The sequence below is a fragment of the Roseococcus sp. SDR genome (assembly GCF_019083995.1).
GTDB lineage: Bacteria > Pseudomonadota > Alphaproteobacteria > Acetobacterales > Acetobacteraceae > Roseococcus.
In genome coordinates, this window is the sequence record NZ_JAHRCU010000006.1 from 235,008 (window position 1) to 248,707 (window position 13,700).

At 69.7% G+C, this 13,700-nt stretch carries 15 protein-coding genes; 10 read left to right on the plus strand and 5 right to left on the minus strand.

Features of this window, described 5'->3' with window-relative positions; all coding sequences use genetic code 11:
- Positions 1-38 precede the first annotated feature (38 nt).
- On the plus strand, positions 39-368 hold the full coding sequence (trxA, locus tag KTR66_RS09330; protein ID WP_213612301.1) for a thioredoxin TrxA: 330 nt from the start codon (positions 39-41) through the stop codon (positions 366-368).
- Positions 369-541: 173 nt separating this feature from the next.
- On the opposite strand, the gene KTR66_RS09335 is transcribed toward trxA, so the two are convergent.
- Together KTR66_RS09335 and KTR66_RS09340 are read right to left on the minus strand one after the other, a co-directional pair.
- Positions 542-985, minus strand: coding sequence for a VOC family protein (locus KTR66_RS09335; protein WP_213612302.1), 444 nt, complete (start codon positions 983-985; stop codon positions 542-544).
- A 13-nt stretch (positions 986-998) separates the two neighbouring features.
- Positions 999-1,976: a tripartite tricarboxylate transporter substrate binding protein gene (locus KTR66_RS09340; RefSeq protein ID WP_213612303.1), complete on the minus strand. Its 978-nt coding sequence runs from the start codon at positions 1,974-1,976 to the stop codon at positions 999-1,001.
- Between the two features lie 122 nt (positions 1,977-2,098).
- Here KTR66_RS09340 and KTR66_RS09345 point away from each other — a divergent pair, with 122 nt between their 5' ends.
- Positions 2,099-2,608: a hypothetical protein gene (locus tag KTR66_RS09345; protein ID WP_213612304.1), complete on the plus strand. Its 510-nt coding sequence runs from the start codon at positions 2,099-2,101 to the stop codon at positions 2,606-2,608.
- A 19-nt stretch (positions 2,609-2,627) separates the two neighbouring features.
- On the opposite strand, the gene KTR66_RS09350 is transcribed toward KTR66_RS09345, so the two are convergent.
- Positions 2,628-3,614 (minus strand): tripartite tricarboxylate transporter substrate-binding protein, encoded by a 987-nt coding sequence (locus KTR66_RS09350; protein ID WP_213612305.1) that lies wholly within the window; start codon positions 3,612-3,614, stop codon positions 2,628-2,630.
- Positions 3,611-4,615 carry a tripartite tricarboxylate transporter substrate binding protein gene (locus tag KTR66_RS09355; protein ID WP_213612306.1) on the minus strand — a complete coding sequence of 335 codons (1,005 nt, stop codon included), beginning with the start codon at positions 4,613-4,615 and terminating at the stop codon, positions 3,611-3,613. Before KTR66_RS09355 ends, KTR66_RS09350 begins: the two co-directional genes overlap by 4 nt.
- A gap of 187 nt (positions 4,616-4,802) precedes the next feature.
- On the opposite strand from KTR66_RS09355, the gene KTR66_RS09360 reads away from it, so the two are divergent.
- From KTR66_RS09360 to KTR66_RS09375, 4 genes are all read left to right on the plus strand, one after another.
- Positions 4,803-6,560: a glucan ABC transporter ATP-binding protein/ permease gene (locus tag KTR66_RS09360; RefSeq protein ID WP_213612307.1), complete on the plus strand. Its 1,758-nt coding sequence runs from the start codon at positions 4,803-4,805 to the stop codon at positions 6,558-6,560.
- A gap of 409 nt (positions 6,561-6,969) precedes the next feature.
- On the plus strand, positions 6,970-7,407 hold the full coding sequence (locus tag KTR66_RS09365) for a CBS domain-containing protein (protein ID WP_213612308.1): 438 nt from the start codon (positions 6,970-6,972) through the stop codon (positions 7,405-7,407).
- Between the two features lie 79 nt (positions 7,408-7,486).
- Complete coding sequence (locus KTR66_RS09370) at positions 7,487-7,753, plus strand: hypothetical protein (RefSeq protein ID WP_213612309.1); 267 nt, start codon at positions 7,487-7,489, stop codon at positions 7,751-7,753.
- Positions 7,754-7,836: 83 nt separating this feature from the next.
- Positions 7,837-8,742, plus strand: coding sequence for an allantoinase PuuE (locus KTR66_RS09375; protein WP_213612310.1), 906 nt, complete (start codon positions 7,837-7,839; stop codon positions 8,740-8,742).
- A gap of 13 nt (positions 8,743-8,755) precedes the next feature.
- Here KTR66_RS09375 and KTR66_RS09380 read toward each other — a convergent pair whose 3' ends face one another.
- On the minus strand, positions 8,756-9,655 hold the full coding sequence (locus KTR66_RS09380) for a polysaccharide deacetylase family protein (RefSeq protein WP_213612311.1): 900 nt from the start codon (positions 9,653-9,655) through the stop codon (positions 8,756-8,758).
- A 139-nt stretch (positions 9,656-9,794) separates the two neighbouring features.
- Here KTR66_RS09380 and KTR66_RS09385 point away from each other — a divergent pair, with 139 nt between their 5' ends.
- From KTR66_RS09385 to KTR66_RS09400, 4 genes are read left to right on the plus strand one after another with little or no spacing between them, the layout of a single operon-like run.
- On the plus strand, positions 9,795-10,898 hold the full coding sequence (locus tag KTR66_RS09385) for an ABC transporter ATP-binding protein (RefSeq protein WP_213612312.1): 1,104 nt from the start codon (positions 9,795-9,797) through the stop codon (positions 10,896-10,898).
- On the plus strand, positions 10,895-11,908 hold the full coding sequence (locus tag KTR66_RS09390) for an extracellular solute-binding protein (protein ID WP_213612313.1): 1,014 nt from the start codon (positions 10,895-10,897) through the stop codon (positions 11,906-11,908). Before KTR66_RS09385 ends, KTR66_RS09390 begins: the two co-directional genes overlap by 4 nt.
- Entirely contained in the window at positions 11,905-12,735 is an 831-nt protein-coding gene (locus KTR66_RS09395; protein WP_213612314.1) for an ABC transporter permease, read from the plus strand. The genes KTR66_RS09390 and KTR66_RS09395 overlap by 4 nt, the downstream gene beginning before the upstream one ends.
- Positions 12,728-13,546 (plus strand): ABC transporter permease, encoded by an 819-nt coding sequence (locus KTR66_RS09400; protein ID WP_213612315.1) that lies wholly within the window; start codon positions 12,728-12,730, stop codon positions 13,544-13,546. Before KTR66_RS09395 ends, KTR66_RS09400 begins: the two co-directional genes overlap by 8 nt.
- Positions 13,547-13,700 lie beyond the last annotated feature (154 nt).

Below are 13,700 nucleotides of genomic sequence, written 5' to 3' on the forward strand. Positions count from 1 at the left end.
ACAACCTTAACGAGACCTGATTCTGGAGGAGGCCCCCCATGAGCGACGTGACCAAGGCCGTGACCGACGAGACCTTCAAGACCGACGTGCTGGAGGCCAAGGGCGCCGTGCTCGTGGATTTCTGGGCCGAATGGTGCGGCCCCTGCCGCATGGTGGCGCCGATCCTCGACGAGATCGCCACCGAGTACAAAGGCAAGCTGACCGTCGCCAAGGTCAACATCGACGACAACCCGATGACGCCCAACACCTACTCGGTGCGCGGCATCCCGACGATGATCCTGTTCCAGGACGGCAAGCCGGTGGACACCAAGGTCGGCGCCATGCCCAAGGGCCAGATGAAGGACTGGATCGCTTCGAAGCTGGCCTGAAGGCCAGATTCGTAGCGGGTCTTTTTGATGCCCTCAGACGCCGGGCGCGCGCTCCGCGCGCTTGGCTTCGCAAAGCTGAAGCTTTGCGCCGCGCCTATCCGGCGCGGATTCTCCGGACGCATCGCTGATTTTTTGAGTCGTGCCGAGCCGACGCGTGTTGAGCGCGCACGCCCTTACGCACTCATCGCATCCCAACGGCGCTGCATCTCCTCGGGCGTCACCGCTTCGATGGTGTGCGTCAGCATCCAGCTATGGCCGAACGGGTCCGTGATGTTGGCCGAGCGGGCGCCGTAGAACTCATCGGTCGGCGGGCGGGTGATGGTGGCGCCGGCCGCCTCGGCGCGGGCCGCCGCCGCATCCACATCGGGCACCGTGAGCGAGAGCCGCACGGGCGTGCCGCCCAGATCCGCCGGCGTGCGCGTGCCGTATTCCGGGAAGGAATCGGCCAGCATCAGCAGCGCGCCCTGCACGCGCAACTCGGCATGGCCGATGCGGCCGGTCTTGCGATCCAGCAGCCGGAACAGTTCCTCGGCCCCGAAGGCGGCCTGGTAGAAGGCGATGGCCGCCTTGGCATCCGCGACGACGAGATACGGGCTCAGCGGTTCCTCGGCGGCCATGCATATTCTCCGGCTATTCCAGCTTGATGTTAGCGACGCGCACCACCTCGCGCCACTTGTCGTTCTCGGCGGCGATGAAGCGGTCGAAGGCCGGGCCATCCAGGGGCGAGGCCATGGCGCCCAACTCGCGGAAGCGGGCGATGGTTGCGGGCTCGGCGCAGATTTCCAGGCAGGCCGCCGTCAGCCGGTCCAGCGCGGCGCGCGGCGTCCGGGCCGGCGCCTGCAGGCCGAACCAGGCCACCGCCTCGAAGCTCGGCACGCCGGATTCCTGCACCGTCGGCGCGTCCGGCACGGCGAACCAGCGCTCGCGGCTCGTCACCGCCAGGATGCGCAGCCGCCCCTCGCGGATGTGCGGGATATAGGCCGGCAGGTTGTCCACCGCGATCTCGACGCGGCCGCCCAACAGGTCCGGAATCAAGGCGCCCGTGCCGCGATAGGGCACATGGTTGATGTCGGTCTGCGTGCGGAACTTCAGGTATTCGCCCGACATATGGCCCGAGGTGCCATTGCCCGGCGTGGCGTAGTTGAGGCGCCCGGGCTGGCGGCGGGCCAGGGCCAGAAGCTCCTGGAAGCTCTGCGCCTGGACGCTCGGATGCACCACCACCGCATTGGTCACCTGGTTGATCAGCGCGATCGAGGCGAAGTCGCGCTGCGGATCGAAGGGCAGGCGGGGATAAAGGAACTGGTTGATGCTGGCCGTGCCGATCGTGCCCATCAGCAGCGTGTGGCCGTCCGGGTCCGCCTTGGCGACCATCTCCGTGCCCACATTGCCGCCGGCGCCGGGGCGGTTGTCCACCACATAGCTCTGGCCAAGCACGGCCGAGAGGCGCTCGGCCATGATGCGCGCCGTGACGTCGGTCGCACCGCCCGCGGTGAAGGGAACGATGATCCGGCCGGAGCGGGTGGGCGCCCAGGATGAGGAGCCCGCCTGGGCCAGGGCGGAGGCAGGGATCAGGGCAGGCAGGGCCAAGGCCGCGCGGCGGGTCAGCATGACGGATCTCCGTGTGATTTGGGACGTTGGATACAGAGATTCGCCCGCATCGGCCAGCCGCGGGACTGGCTTGCGGGCCGCTCCGGCGACATGCTCCCCGATGGATTGAGAAGGCCCGCACCATGTCCGATGCCATGCTGAACCGCCGCCTCTGGCTCGCCGCGCTGCCCGCGCTCGGCCTCGCCGCCTGCGCCACCGAAGCGCCGCCCGAGCCGGTCGCCACCACGCCCGCGCCGCCGCCCGCACCCCCGGCGGAACAGCCGCTCGGCAACGCCGTGGGCCGCGTCGAGATGAACAACTGGCAGGTCGGCTTCATCGGCCAGGTGGCCTGGGGCTCGGGCACGCTGATCTACCAGGGTCGCACCCATCGCTTCCGGGTGCGCGGGCTGGGTGCCGGCGGCGTCGGCATGGCGCGCGTGCGCGCCGTGGGCCGCGTCTACAACATGACGAGCATCGAGCAGTTCCCCGGCATCTATGGCCAGGCGCGCGCCGGGCTGGTCGCGCCGGGCGCACAGATGCGCGGCGGCCTCTGGCTGCAGAATACCTCGGGCGTGCGGCTGAACCTGATCCCCAACCGCACCGGCCTCGCCGCACAAGTGGGCGCGGACGGCATCCTGATCGAGATGATGTGAGACGCGGTTTGCGGGCGGGCTACTCCACCCGCACCTGCGCCTTCTGCACCACCTCGCCCCATTTGCGGATCTCGGCCGCGATGAAGGCCTCGAAGGCGGCGGGCGTGGTGCCACCCTGCGGCGTGAGCCCAGGCCCCTCGGCGCCGAACTCCGCCAGCCGCGCGCGGAACGCCGCATCACGCGTGATCTCATCCAGCTCCGCGCCGATGCGCTCGATCACGGGGCGCGGCACGCGCGCACCCGTCTGCACGCCGAACCAGGCCGTGGCCTCGAAGCCCGGCACGGAATCGGCAATCACCGGCACATCGGGCACCACGGGGCTGCGCGTGGCACCACTCATCCCCAGCGCGCGCAGGCGGTTGTCGCGGATGAAGGGCAGCGCGGAGGGGATGTTGTCCATCCCGCAATCCACCCGCTCGGCCATCAGCTCCGTCAGCATGGGGCCCGAGCCGCGGAAGGGCACATGCACGAAGCGGATGCCGGTCAGCTGCCCCAGCAGCTCCATGCAGACATGCGGGGAACTGCCGATGCCGGCGGTGCCATAGGTGATCTCGCCCTGGCGGCCGCGCGCGAAGGCAAGGAATTCCGCCATGGTCCGCACCGGCATCCGGTTCGCCACCATCAGCACGTTCGGCATGCGCGTGACGAGACCGACGGCCGCCATATCCTCCGGCCGCCACGGCATGCGCGCGCCATAGACGGCGTAGTTGATCGCGCCCGTGCCGATCGAGGTGAAGAACAGCGTCTGCCCGTCGGGCTCCGCCCGCGCGACGAACTCGCCGGCGATGTTGCCGCCCGCGCCGGGCCGGTTCTCGACGATCACCGGCTGGCCCAGGCGCGGCGAAAGCCGTTCGGCCACCATGCGGCCGACCAGGTCGGTCGTGCCGCCGGGCGGGAAGGGGATGACGAGGCGCAAGGGCCGCGTCGGCGCCCAGGCCTGCGCGTGTGCCAGCGCCGGGGCGAAGAGCGGCGCGGCAAGGATCGCGCGGCGGCGGAGCGGGCTCACCCTTCCACCGTCGCGCCGGAGCGGCGGACCGCGTCGCTCCACTTCGCGACCTCGGCCCGCATGAAGGCATCGAAGCTCTCGGGCGTGCTGCCGCCACCAGGCGCGAGATCGGCGCGCATGCCGCCCAGCTCGTCGAAGCGGCGCCAGATGGCGGGGTCGGCCAGGATGGCCTCCACCTCGGCATTGATGCGGTTGATGGCCGCGCGCGGCATGCGGGCGGGGCCGGCCAGGCCGAACCAGGCGGTGGCTTCCACCGTCGGGAAGCCGGCCTCGGCCGTGGTCGGCACGTCAGGCAGCGAGGGGCTGCGCGTCGCCGTGGTGACGGCGAGCGGGCGCAGCCGCCCCTCGCGCAGATGGCCGATGACGGAGGGCAGGTTGTCCACGCCCACCTCGATCCGGCCGGCGATGATCTCCTGCATCATCGGGCCGGCGCCGCGGAAGGGCACATGCGTGAGGTCGATGTTGGCGGCGAGCTTCAGCAGCTCGCCCGTCATGTGCAGCGAGGTGCCGACGCCGCTGCTGCCGATGTTCATGCGGCCCGGATTGGCGCGGGCCAGGGCCACCAGCTCGGCCAGCGTGTTCGCGCGGACATTGGGATTCACGAAGATCGCGTTGGGCACGCGCACCACCAGGCTGATGCCGGCGAAATCCTCCGGCTTGTAGGGCATGCGCGCGCCATAGAGCTGGTAGTTGATGGCGCCGGCGCTGACCGTCTGCATCAGTATGGTGTGGCCGTCCGGGTCCGCCTTGGCGACGACATCCGCGCCCACATTGCCGCCCGCGCCGGGGCGGTTCTCGATGATGACCTGCTGGCCCAGGCGTTGCGACAGGGGCTCGGCCAGGATGCGGGCGGCGATGTCGGTGGTGCCGGCCGGCGTGAAGCCAACGATGAGGCGGATGGGCCGCGACGGCGACCACGTCGCCCCCTGGGCACGGGCCGTGGAGGCCAGGCCAGGCATGGCGAGGCTGGCGGCCAAGAGGCCGCGGCGGTTCACGCGCATTGGACGAACTCCCTGTCTTTCTCTTTGTTCATGAGTCTGGCCCAGGGGGCGCCGTGCTTCAAGGGGCGGCAGCCCGGGGGGGGCGGCAGCCCGGGGGGAGCGGCAGCCATGGCGCGGTCGATCGGGCTTGCGCGCATCCGTGCGATTGCTACAGGCGTTTCCCAATCGCCCGCAGGATCAAAAGCCGATGGACTTCGTCCGCATCTATATCCGCGTCCTGGCCCTGCTGAAGCCCGACCGCCAGGTCGCCTTCGGATTGACGGCCGGCGCCATCGCGCTCGCCGGCCTGCAATTCCTGGAGCCGGTGCTGTTCGGCCGGGTGATCGACCTGCTGGCGCGGTCCGACCGGATGGAGGAGAGCAAGGTCTGGGCCGAGGCCTTCGTGCTGCTCGGCATCTGGGCCGCGGTGGGCCTCTCCGCGATCGGAACCAATGTCGCCGTCTCGCTGCTGGCGGACCGGATGGCGCATCGCAACCGCCTCACCATGATGTCGAAATACTTCCAGCACGTGCTGGCGCTGCCGCTGGAATTCCACGGCGACGTGCAGTCGGGACGGCTGATGAAGGTGATGCTGATGGGGTGCGACAACCTCTTCGGCCTCTGGCTCGCCTTCTTCCGCGAGCATCTGATCACCTTCATCGGCGCGCTGGTGCTGCTGCCGCTGACGATGTTCCTGAACTGGCGTCTGGGGCTGCTGCTGATCGGCCTCGTCGTCGTCTTCACCATCCTCACCACGCTGGTCATCCGCAAGACGCAGACGGCGCAGATGCGCGTGGAGCAGTTCCACACCGAGCTTGCGGGTTCGGCGCAGGATGCGCTGTCCAACGTCGTCGTCGTGCAGTCCTTCACGCGCCTCAACAGCGAGGCGAAGATGTTCGGCGACATCATGCGCCAGGTGCTGGACCACCAGTTCCCGGTGCTGAACTGGTGGGCGCTGGTGAACGTGCTGTCGCGTGCGGCCAGCACCATCACCGTCATCCTCATCTTCATGCTGGGCACGCTCCTGCATCTGCGCGGCCAGGCCAGCGTGGGCGACATCGTGAGCTTCATGGGCTTTGCCACGCTGCTGGTGGCGCGCCTCGAAGGGGCCGTCGGCTTCGTCTCGCACATGCTGTTCCAGGCGCCGGCGCTCAAGCAGTTCTTCGAGGTGCTGGACGCGGTCAGCACCGTGCCGGAGAAGCCGAACGCGACCGAAATGGGCCGCGCCGAGGGGCATGTGCGCTTCGAGGGTGTCGGCTTCTCCTACCCCAATAGCGGCCGCATCCTGAACGGCATCGACCTCGCCTCGCAGCCCGGCCAGACCATCGCGCTGGTGGGCACGACGGGCGCGGGCAAGACGACCTCCATGCAGCTGCTGCAGCGCCTCTGGGACCCGACGGATGGGCGGATCACGCTGGATGGCGTGGACCTGCGCGACATCAAGCTGGAGAGCCTGCGCCGCAACATCGGCGTGGTCTTCCAGGAGAGCATGCTGTTCAACCGCAGCATCCGCGACAATCTGCTGGTGGGCCGCGCCGACGCGACGCAGGAGGAGATCGAGCGCGCCTGCCGCATGGCCGAAGCGCACGACTTCATCACGCGCCAGCCGCATGGCTATGACACGATGGTGGGCGAGCGCGGTGCCTCGCTCTCGGGCGGGCAGCGGCAGCGCCTCGCCATCGCGCGCGCGCTGCTGAAGGACCCGCCGGTGCTGATCCTGGACGAGGCGACCAGCGCGCTGGATGCCGCGACGGAGGCGAAGGTGGCCAAGGCGCTGCGCGCGCTGATGGCCGGCCGCACCACCTTCATCATCGCGCACCGGCTTTCGACGGTGCGCGATGCGGATGAGATCCTGGTCTTCGACCAGGGCCGCATCGTCGAGCGCGGCAATTTCCAGGCGCTGCTCGCGCAGAACGGCCGCTTCGCCGAGCTGGTGAAGACGCAGTTGACCGGAACGAGCGAGTAGGGGGCGCACCCAGCGCACCGCTGCAAGCCCACCAGCACCCTCCGAGGATCCGGGCCGACCAGGCCCGGCGGATCGCTTCAGCGATCCGAAGCCAAGGCCGCGGACGCGGCCGCCCAGCGCCTGAGGGCACAACAACGACGTATCCGGGCCGAATAGGCCCGGCGGGATGCTTCAGCATCCCGAAGCCAAGGCCGCGGACGCGGCCGCCCGGCGTCTGAGGGCACGATAAAGACTCATCCGGGCCGAACAGGCCCGGCGGGATGCTTCAGCATCCCGAAGCCAAGGCCGCGGACGCGGCCGCCCGGCGTTTGAGGGCATCAAGAATTTCCGCATCGCAGCACGGGATTTCGTTGCAACCGCCGCGTGCGGGGGTGCAGCCTTCCCCTTCGAGGCAGAGGGGAGAAGCACCATGGTGATTTCCAGCATCCTGCGCGGCAAGGGCAGCCAGGTCATCTCGGTCCGCACGGGCGATTGCGTCGCCTCCATCACGCGGACGCTCGCACAACATCGCATCGGTGCCGTCCTGGTCGTGGAGGGTGATGGCGCCGTGCTCGGCATCGTCAGCGAGCGTGACATCGTCCGCGCCCTCGCCGGCATGGGCGAGGCGGTGACGCGCATGACGGCGGGCCAGCTCATGACGCGCGTGCTGCACACCGTCACGCCCAGGAGCACGGTGCAGGAGGCGCTGCAACTGATGACGGACCGTCGCGTCCGGCATCTGCCGGTGCTGGAGGCGGATGGCACGCTGGCCGGCATGGTCTCGATCGGGGATCTCGTGAAGGCCCGCATCGCCGAGGCCGAGCTGGAGGCGGCGGAGCTGAAGCATTACGTCGCCACCGCAGGGTGACCCAGCTTTGACCTGACGCAAGGCGCCCGGGCGCGTGCCGTGTTTCGATGCGGCATTCGCTACGGGAGAACCAGTCAGCATGAACCACCGTCACCGCAAGGTCCTGCACGGCATCTTTGCGCATCCGCTGAACCACAACCTCGACCCCAAGGCCGTCGAGCATCTGCTGGAGGAGATGGGCGCGGAGCTGCATCCCAGCGGCAGCGGCGCCCTCCGCATCACGCTGAAGGGCGCGCAGGACAGCGTGCACCTGGGTGCGCATTCCGTCGCGGGCGATCAGGTGATGCGGCTGCGCAAGCTGATCACGGCAGCCGGCGTGGAACCGGAACGCGATTATCCCTTGTGAGGGGCCCCCTCTAGCCGTCACGGGCTGGCATGCCTCATGCTGAGCGGTGCAGCATTGCAGCAGCATCATCCGCATGAGGCACCATGACTGAGCAGCGCGACTTCATCGGCTACGGCCGCACGCCCCCCGATCCGCAATGGCCGGGCGGCGCCAAGATCGCCGTCAACTTCGTCATGAACTACGAGGAGGGCTCCGAGCCCTCCATGCAGGATGGCGAAGGCTTCACCGAAACCGGATTGACCGAGGCGCATGGCCTCAACCAGGTGAAGTCCGGCCGTGACCTCGCGGCCGAGGGCATGTTCGAATATGGCAGCCGCGTCGGCTTCTGGCGGCTCATGCGCCTGTTCCAGGAGCGCGGCCTGCCGATGACGGTCTTCGGCTGCGCGCTGGCGCTGGAGCGCAACCCGGAAGCGGCCGCCGCGATCCGCGAAAGCGGCTTCGACGTCTGCTCGCATGGCTGGCGCTGGGTGAAGCATTTCGAGCTGAGCGAGGCGGAGGAGCGCGAGCATATTCGGCTCGCCGTCGCGAGTCTGGAGAAGACGGTCGGTCACCGGCCGGATGGCTGGTATTGCCGCTATGGACCCAGCGTGAACACGCGCCGCCTCGTCGTCGAGGAGGGCGGCTTCCTCTATGACAGCGACTATTACGGGGACGAGCTGCCGCTCTGGAAGACGGTGCAGGGCAAGCCGCATCTCGTCGTGCCCTATTCGCTGACCAACAATGACGGGAAATATGCCGGCTGGATGGGCACCTCGGATGACTGGTTCTCCTACATCCGCGACGCCTTCGACATGCTCTACGAGGAGGGTGCCAAGGGCCAGCCGAAGATGATGTCCATCGGCCTGCATATGCGGCTGATCGGGCACCCCGCGCGAGCCATGGGCCTGCAACGCGTGCTGGACCATATCGGCCGGCGCAAGGATGTTTGGGTGACGCGGCGCGTGGACATCGCGAAGCACTGGAGGACGGTGCACCCCTACAAGGCGTGAAGCCTTGGGGGCCTCAGCCGCCCGCGCCGGAGGCCCCCTTCCACGACGCCGCGATATCGCAGCGCCGCGCGACCCAGATGCGGTCGCCCAGCTCGGCCAGGCGATCCAGCACGCGGTCGAAGGCGGGGAAGCGCGCGGGGCGGCCGGCGATGCGCAGGTGATAGCCGATATTGAGCAGGCGCGGCTTGCCTGAATCCGCCTCGGCCAGCAGCACGCTCAGCGCGTCCTCCACATATTCCACCATCTCGGCGGCGCGGACGAAGCCGTTCGGGTGGAAGAACTTCATGTCGTTGGTGTCGAGCGCATAGGGCAGGATGAGCAGGCCGGGATGCGCGGGGTCCACGTAAGGCACGTCATCGTCGAAGGCGTTGGAGGCATAGGCGAAGCCGCGCTCGGCCAGCAGGCCGCGCGTCCAGGCACTCTCCGAACCCCGGCAGAAGAAGCCCCGCGGTGCTTCGCCGCAGGCCTCACGGATCACGGCGATGTTGCGGTCGAGGTCAGCCGCTTCCGCCTCGCGCGTCGCGTAGTCGGAATGCGGGCGCCAGAGCCAGCCATGGGCCGCGCATTCATGCCCGCGCCGCGCGACCTCGCCCGCGAGCGCCGGCGCGCGCTGCACGGCGCGGCCGCACATGAGGAAGGTCGCGGGCAGGCTGTGGCGGTCCAGCGCATCCAGCATGCGCCAGAGGCCGGCGCGCATCCCATAGGCGAAGATCTGCTCCTGCCCCATGTCGCGCGTGCCGGGGGTGACGACGCTCATCACCTCGCCCATGCGCTCCGACTGCGGGTCGCCATCGCCGACCTGCTGCTCGGCGCCCTCCTCGAAATTCACGACCACGGAGACGGCCAGGCGCGCGCCATTGGGCCAGCGATGCTCGGGCCAGGCGCCGCCATAGCCGGTCAGGTCACGGGTCATGAGGGGCCTCCTGCAATCCTGGCGTAACCAAGCATGCGGCAGAGGGGGCGACAAACCGCCCGGAACTTGGGCAGCCGCGCCCCTGTTGCGTCCATTCCGGGCGCTGGCGCCCCGGCACGGCTCTTGCTCGGTCACGCCCATGCTGGACGTCGCGCCCACCGCCCTCGGCCATCGCCTCGACATGGACGGGGTGCGGGTGCGCTATGGCCAGACGCTGGCCGTGCGCGACGTGACGCTGAGCGTGGCGCCGGGCGAAATCCTCGCCCTGCTCGGCCCCTCCGGCTGCGGCAAGACCACGCTGCTGCGCACCGTCGCCGGCTTCATCCAGGCCGAGGCGGGGCGCGTGCTGGTGGATGGCGCGCCGATTGATCGCCTGCCGCCGGGCAAGCGCGGGGTGGGCATCGTCTTCCAATCCTATGCGCTGTTCCCGCACATGACGGCGGCGCAGAACGTGGCCTATGGCCTCGAAGCGCGCGGCCTGCCCAAGGCCGAGATCATCCGCAAGGTCGAGGCGGCGCTCGCCGCCGTGCGCATGGAGGGCTTCGCCGCGCGCAAGCCCACGGCGCTGTCGGGCGGGCAGCAGCAGCGCGTGGCGCTGGCCCGCGCGCTGGCGATCGAGCCCGCCATCCTGCTGCTGGACGAACCCTTCGCCGCGCTGGACCGCTCGCTGCGGCTGGACCTGCAATTGGAGATCAAGCGCATCCAGCGCCGCTTCGGCGTGACCTGCGTGCTGGTGACCCATGACCAGGATGAGGCGATGAGCATGGCCGACCGGATGGCGGTGATGCGCGCCGGCCATGTCGAGCAGGTGGGCCCGCCGACCGAGCTCTATGACACGCCCGCCACCGCCTTCGTCGCCGGCTTTGTCGGCACCACCAACCGGCTGCATGGCCGCGTCGAGGCGCGCGACGGCATGGGTTATGCCGTGCGGCTGGATGCGGGTGCGACCGTCATGGTGGAGAGCCCGCGCGGCTTCGCGATCGGCGACCGCGTGATGCTCTGCGCCCGGCCCGAGCAGCTCACTCTGCGCGCCGCCGAGAACGAGGACCCCGCCACCTTCCCGGCGCGGCTGCGCCTCTCGCTCCCGCTCGGCCCCGCGCTGATCCACGACCTGGAGGCCGGCTCGGCCGAGGTGAAGATCCAACAGCCGCGCCAGGGCACGCCGCCGCCGCCTGGCCCCGTCCGCATCGCCATCCTGCCCGGCGCCAAGCCGAGCCTGTTCCCCGAGGGAGATTCCGCATGAGCCTCATTCAACGCCGCGGCCTGCTCGCCGCCGGCCTCGCCTTGCCCGCCCTGGGCGCCCGCGCGCAGGCCACGCAGATGACGGCCGCCGTCTATCCCGGCGGCTGGGATGAAGCGCTGCGCGCCGTGCTGGCCCCGCGCCTGCTGCAGCAGCACAATGTCACCGTCGCCTTCGACCCGCTCTTCGCGGTGGACCAGATCGCCAAGGCGCGCGCCGCGCGCGGCACGCCGCCCTTCGACGTCTTCGTGCTCGACCCCGGCCCCCGCGTCAGCGGCATGGATCTCGGCCTGTTTGAAACCTTCGACCCCGCGCGCCTGCCCAGCCGCGGCGTGCTGCCCGCCGGCTATGCCGACAATGTGGGGGCCGCCGTCGCCGCCCAGGTGGTGGGCATCGCCTACAACCCGCAGAAGGTGCCCAAGCCCGCCGGCTGGCGCGACCTCTTCCGCCCGGAATACGCGAGCAAGCTCGGCCTCACCGGCTTCGGCACCACCTTCGGCACCATCTCGCTGATCGAGATGGCGAAGGCACTGGGCGGCTCCGAGACCAACATGGACCCGCTCTTTGCCGAGCTGCGGCGCATCCGCCCCTCCGTCGCCGCCGTGGCGCAGCCGGCCGCCATGCCGGGCCTGTTCCAGCAGGGGCAGATCGACGTGATGTACACCAACACCTACACGGTGACGCTGCTGCGCTCGCGCGGCGTGCCCATCGCCTTCGCGGTGCCGGAGAGCGGCGCGGCCGCCTTCGTGACCACCATGCACATCGCGAAGAACAGCCGGAACATCGCCGCCGCCTACCAGTATATCGACGCGATGATCAGCACGCCGGTGCAGACGGCCCTCTCGCTCGATCCCTATTTCTTCGTCCCCGTGAACAAGGAGGTGACGCCCGGCGCCGATGTGCCGATGCGCTCCATCAGCGAGATCACGAATTTCGTGACGCATGACTGGACGCGCATCAACCCGCTGCGCGCCGGCTGGATCAGCCGCTTCAACCGCGAGATGGCGGGGTGAACGGGCCGGGCGTCTGGCGGCTGGCCCTGCCGCTGGGCCTGGCCCAGTTGATGTTCTTCGCGGCCCCGCTGCTCATCCTGCTCGGCACCTCGCTGGCGACGGATGAGCATCTGCGCGAGGGCAGCCTGCGCGCCTGGCGCGAGGTGCTGGGCGACAGCTTCCACATCCAATCCGTGGTGAACACGCTGCGGCTGGGCGCGCTGACCGTGCTGGCGACGCTGCTGCTGGCCGTGCCGCTGGCGCTGGTGCATATGGCGGCGGGGCCGCGGCTGAAGCGCGCGATCCTGATCGCCGCCGTGCTGCCGCTGCTCACTTCCGTCGTGGTCCGCACCTTCTCCTGGATCGTGATCCTGGGGCGAGAGGGCGTGATCAATTCCACGCTGATCGCCACCGGGTTGTCCGCCACGCCGGTGGCGCTGCTGCAGACCGAGCCGGGGCTGATCCTGGCGCTGACGCAGATCGAGATGCCGCTGATGCTCCTGCCGCTGATCGCGGCCACGGCGCGGATTGATCCGTCGCTGCTGGATGCCTCCACCTCGCTCGGCGCCTCGCTCGCGCGCACGCTGTCGCGCGTGGTGCTGCCACTGGCGCTGCCCGGGCTGATCGCGGGCTCGACGCTCGTCTTCGCCAGCGCGGCCACGGCCTTCATCTCGCAATCCGTGATCGGCGGCGGGCGGCTGAACTACCTGCCGGCGCTGGTCTGGCAGCAGGCGATGGTGGTGTTCGACTGGCCGCTGGCCGCCGCCATGGCGCTGACGCTGATGGGCTCGGTGCTGATGGTGGTGGGGGCCTTGAACCTGCTGGGGCGGGGGGCGCGGCATGCCTAGGCTTTCGGGCGGCGACAAGCTGCTGGCGCTGGTGATCGCCCTGCTGGCGCTGATCGCGGTGCTGATCCTGATCGGCCCGGTGCTGATCGTGCTGCTGACCTCCTTCACCACCTCGCAAGCGCTGAAATTCCCGCCGCCCGGCCTGACCTTGCGCTGGTATCAGGCGCTGTTCGACCCGGTGCGCTCGGCGCAGATCCATACCGCCGCCGGCAATAGCCTGATGGTGGCCGCACTCACCTCCATCGCCGCGACGGCGCTCGCCACCGGCGCGGCGCTGGCGCTGGCCCGCAGCCGCGCCGCCTGGGCCCGCTTCGCCGAGGGCGCCTTCATGGCGCCGCTGGTGCTGCCCGGCATCGCCTTCGGCCTGGCCGCGCTGATGTTCTTCTCCTGGCTGCACACGCCGCCCTCGCTTTGGCTGCTGGTAGCGGGGCACACGATGATCGCCGCTCCCTTCGCGCTGCGCACCGTGGGTGCCAGTGCGGCCAGCCTCGACCCCGCCTTGCTGGAGAGCAGCGCCGTGCTCGGCGCCTCGCCCTGGCGCACCTTCCGCCGCGTGGTGCTGCCGCTCATCCTGCCGGGCGTGGCGGCGGGGGCCTTCCTGGCCTTCGTCTCCTCGCTCGACAATGTGCCGGTCTCGCTGTTTCTCTCCTCGGCGCAGACGGACATGCTGCCCATCCGCCTCTGGGGGATGATGGAGACGGCGCTGGATGTGCGCGTCGCCGCCGCCTCCGGCGTGCTGGTGACGGCGGCGTTTGCGCTGCTGCTGGTGATGGATCGCGCGGTCGGGCTGACGCGGCGGATGAGCGGCTGACCCACCACGAGCTGGGGTCTGGGGCCTCTGTTCAGACTGGGAAGATGTTTGACGGGTGTTCGGGGACATCCCTGACGGTTTTGAGGATGGCCTTAGGGCCTCTGGTGTCAATCCATCCGAGATCGAAACGCATGAAGTGCAGGCTCCAGACGCC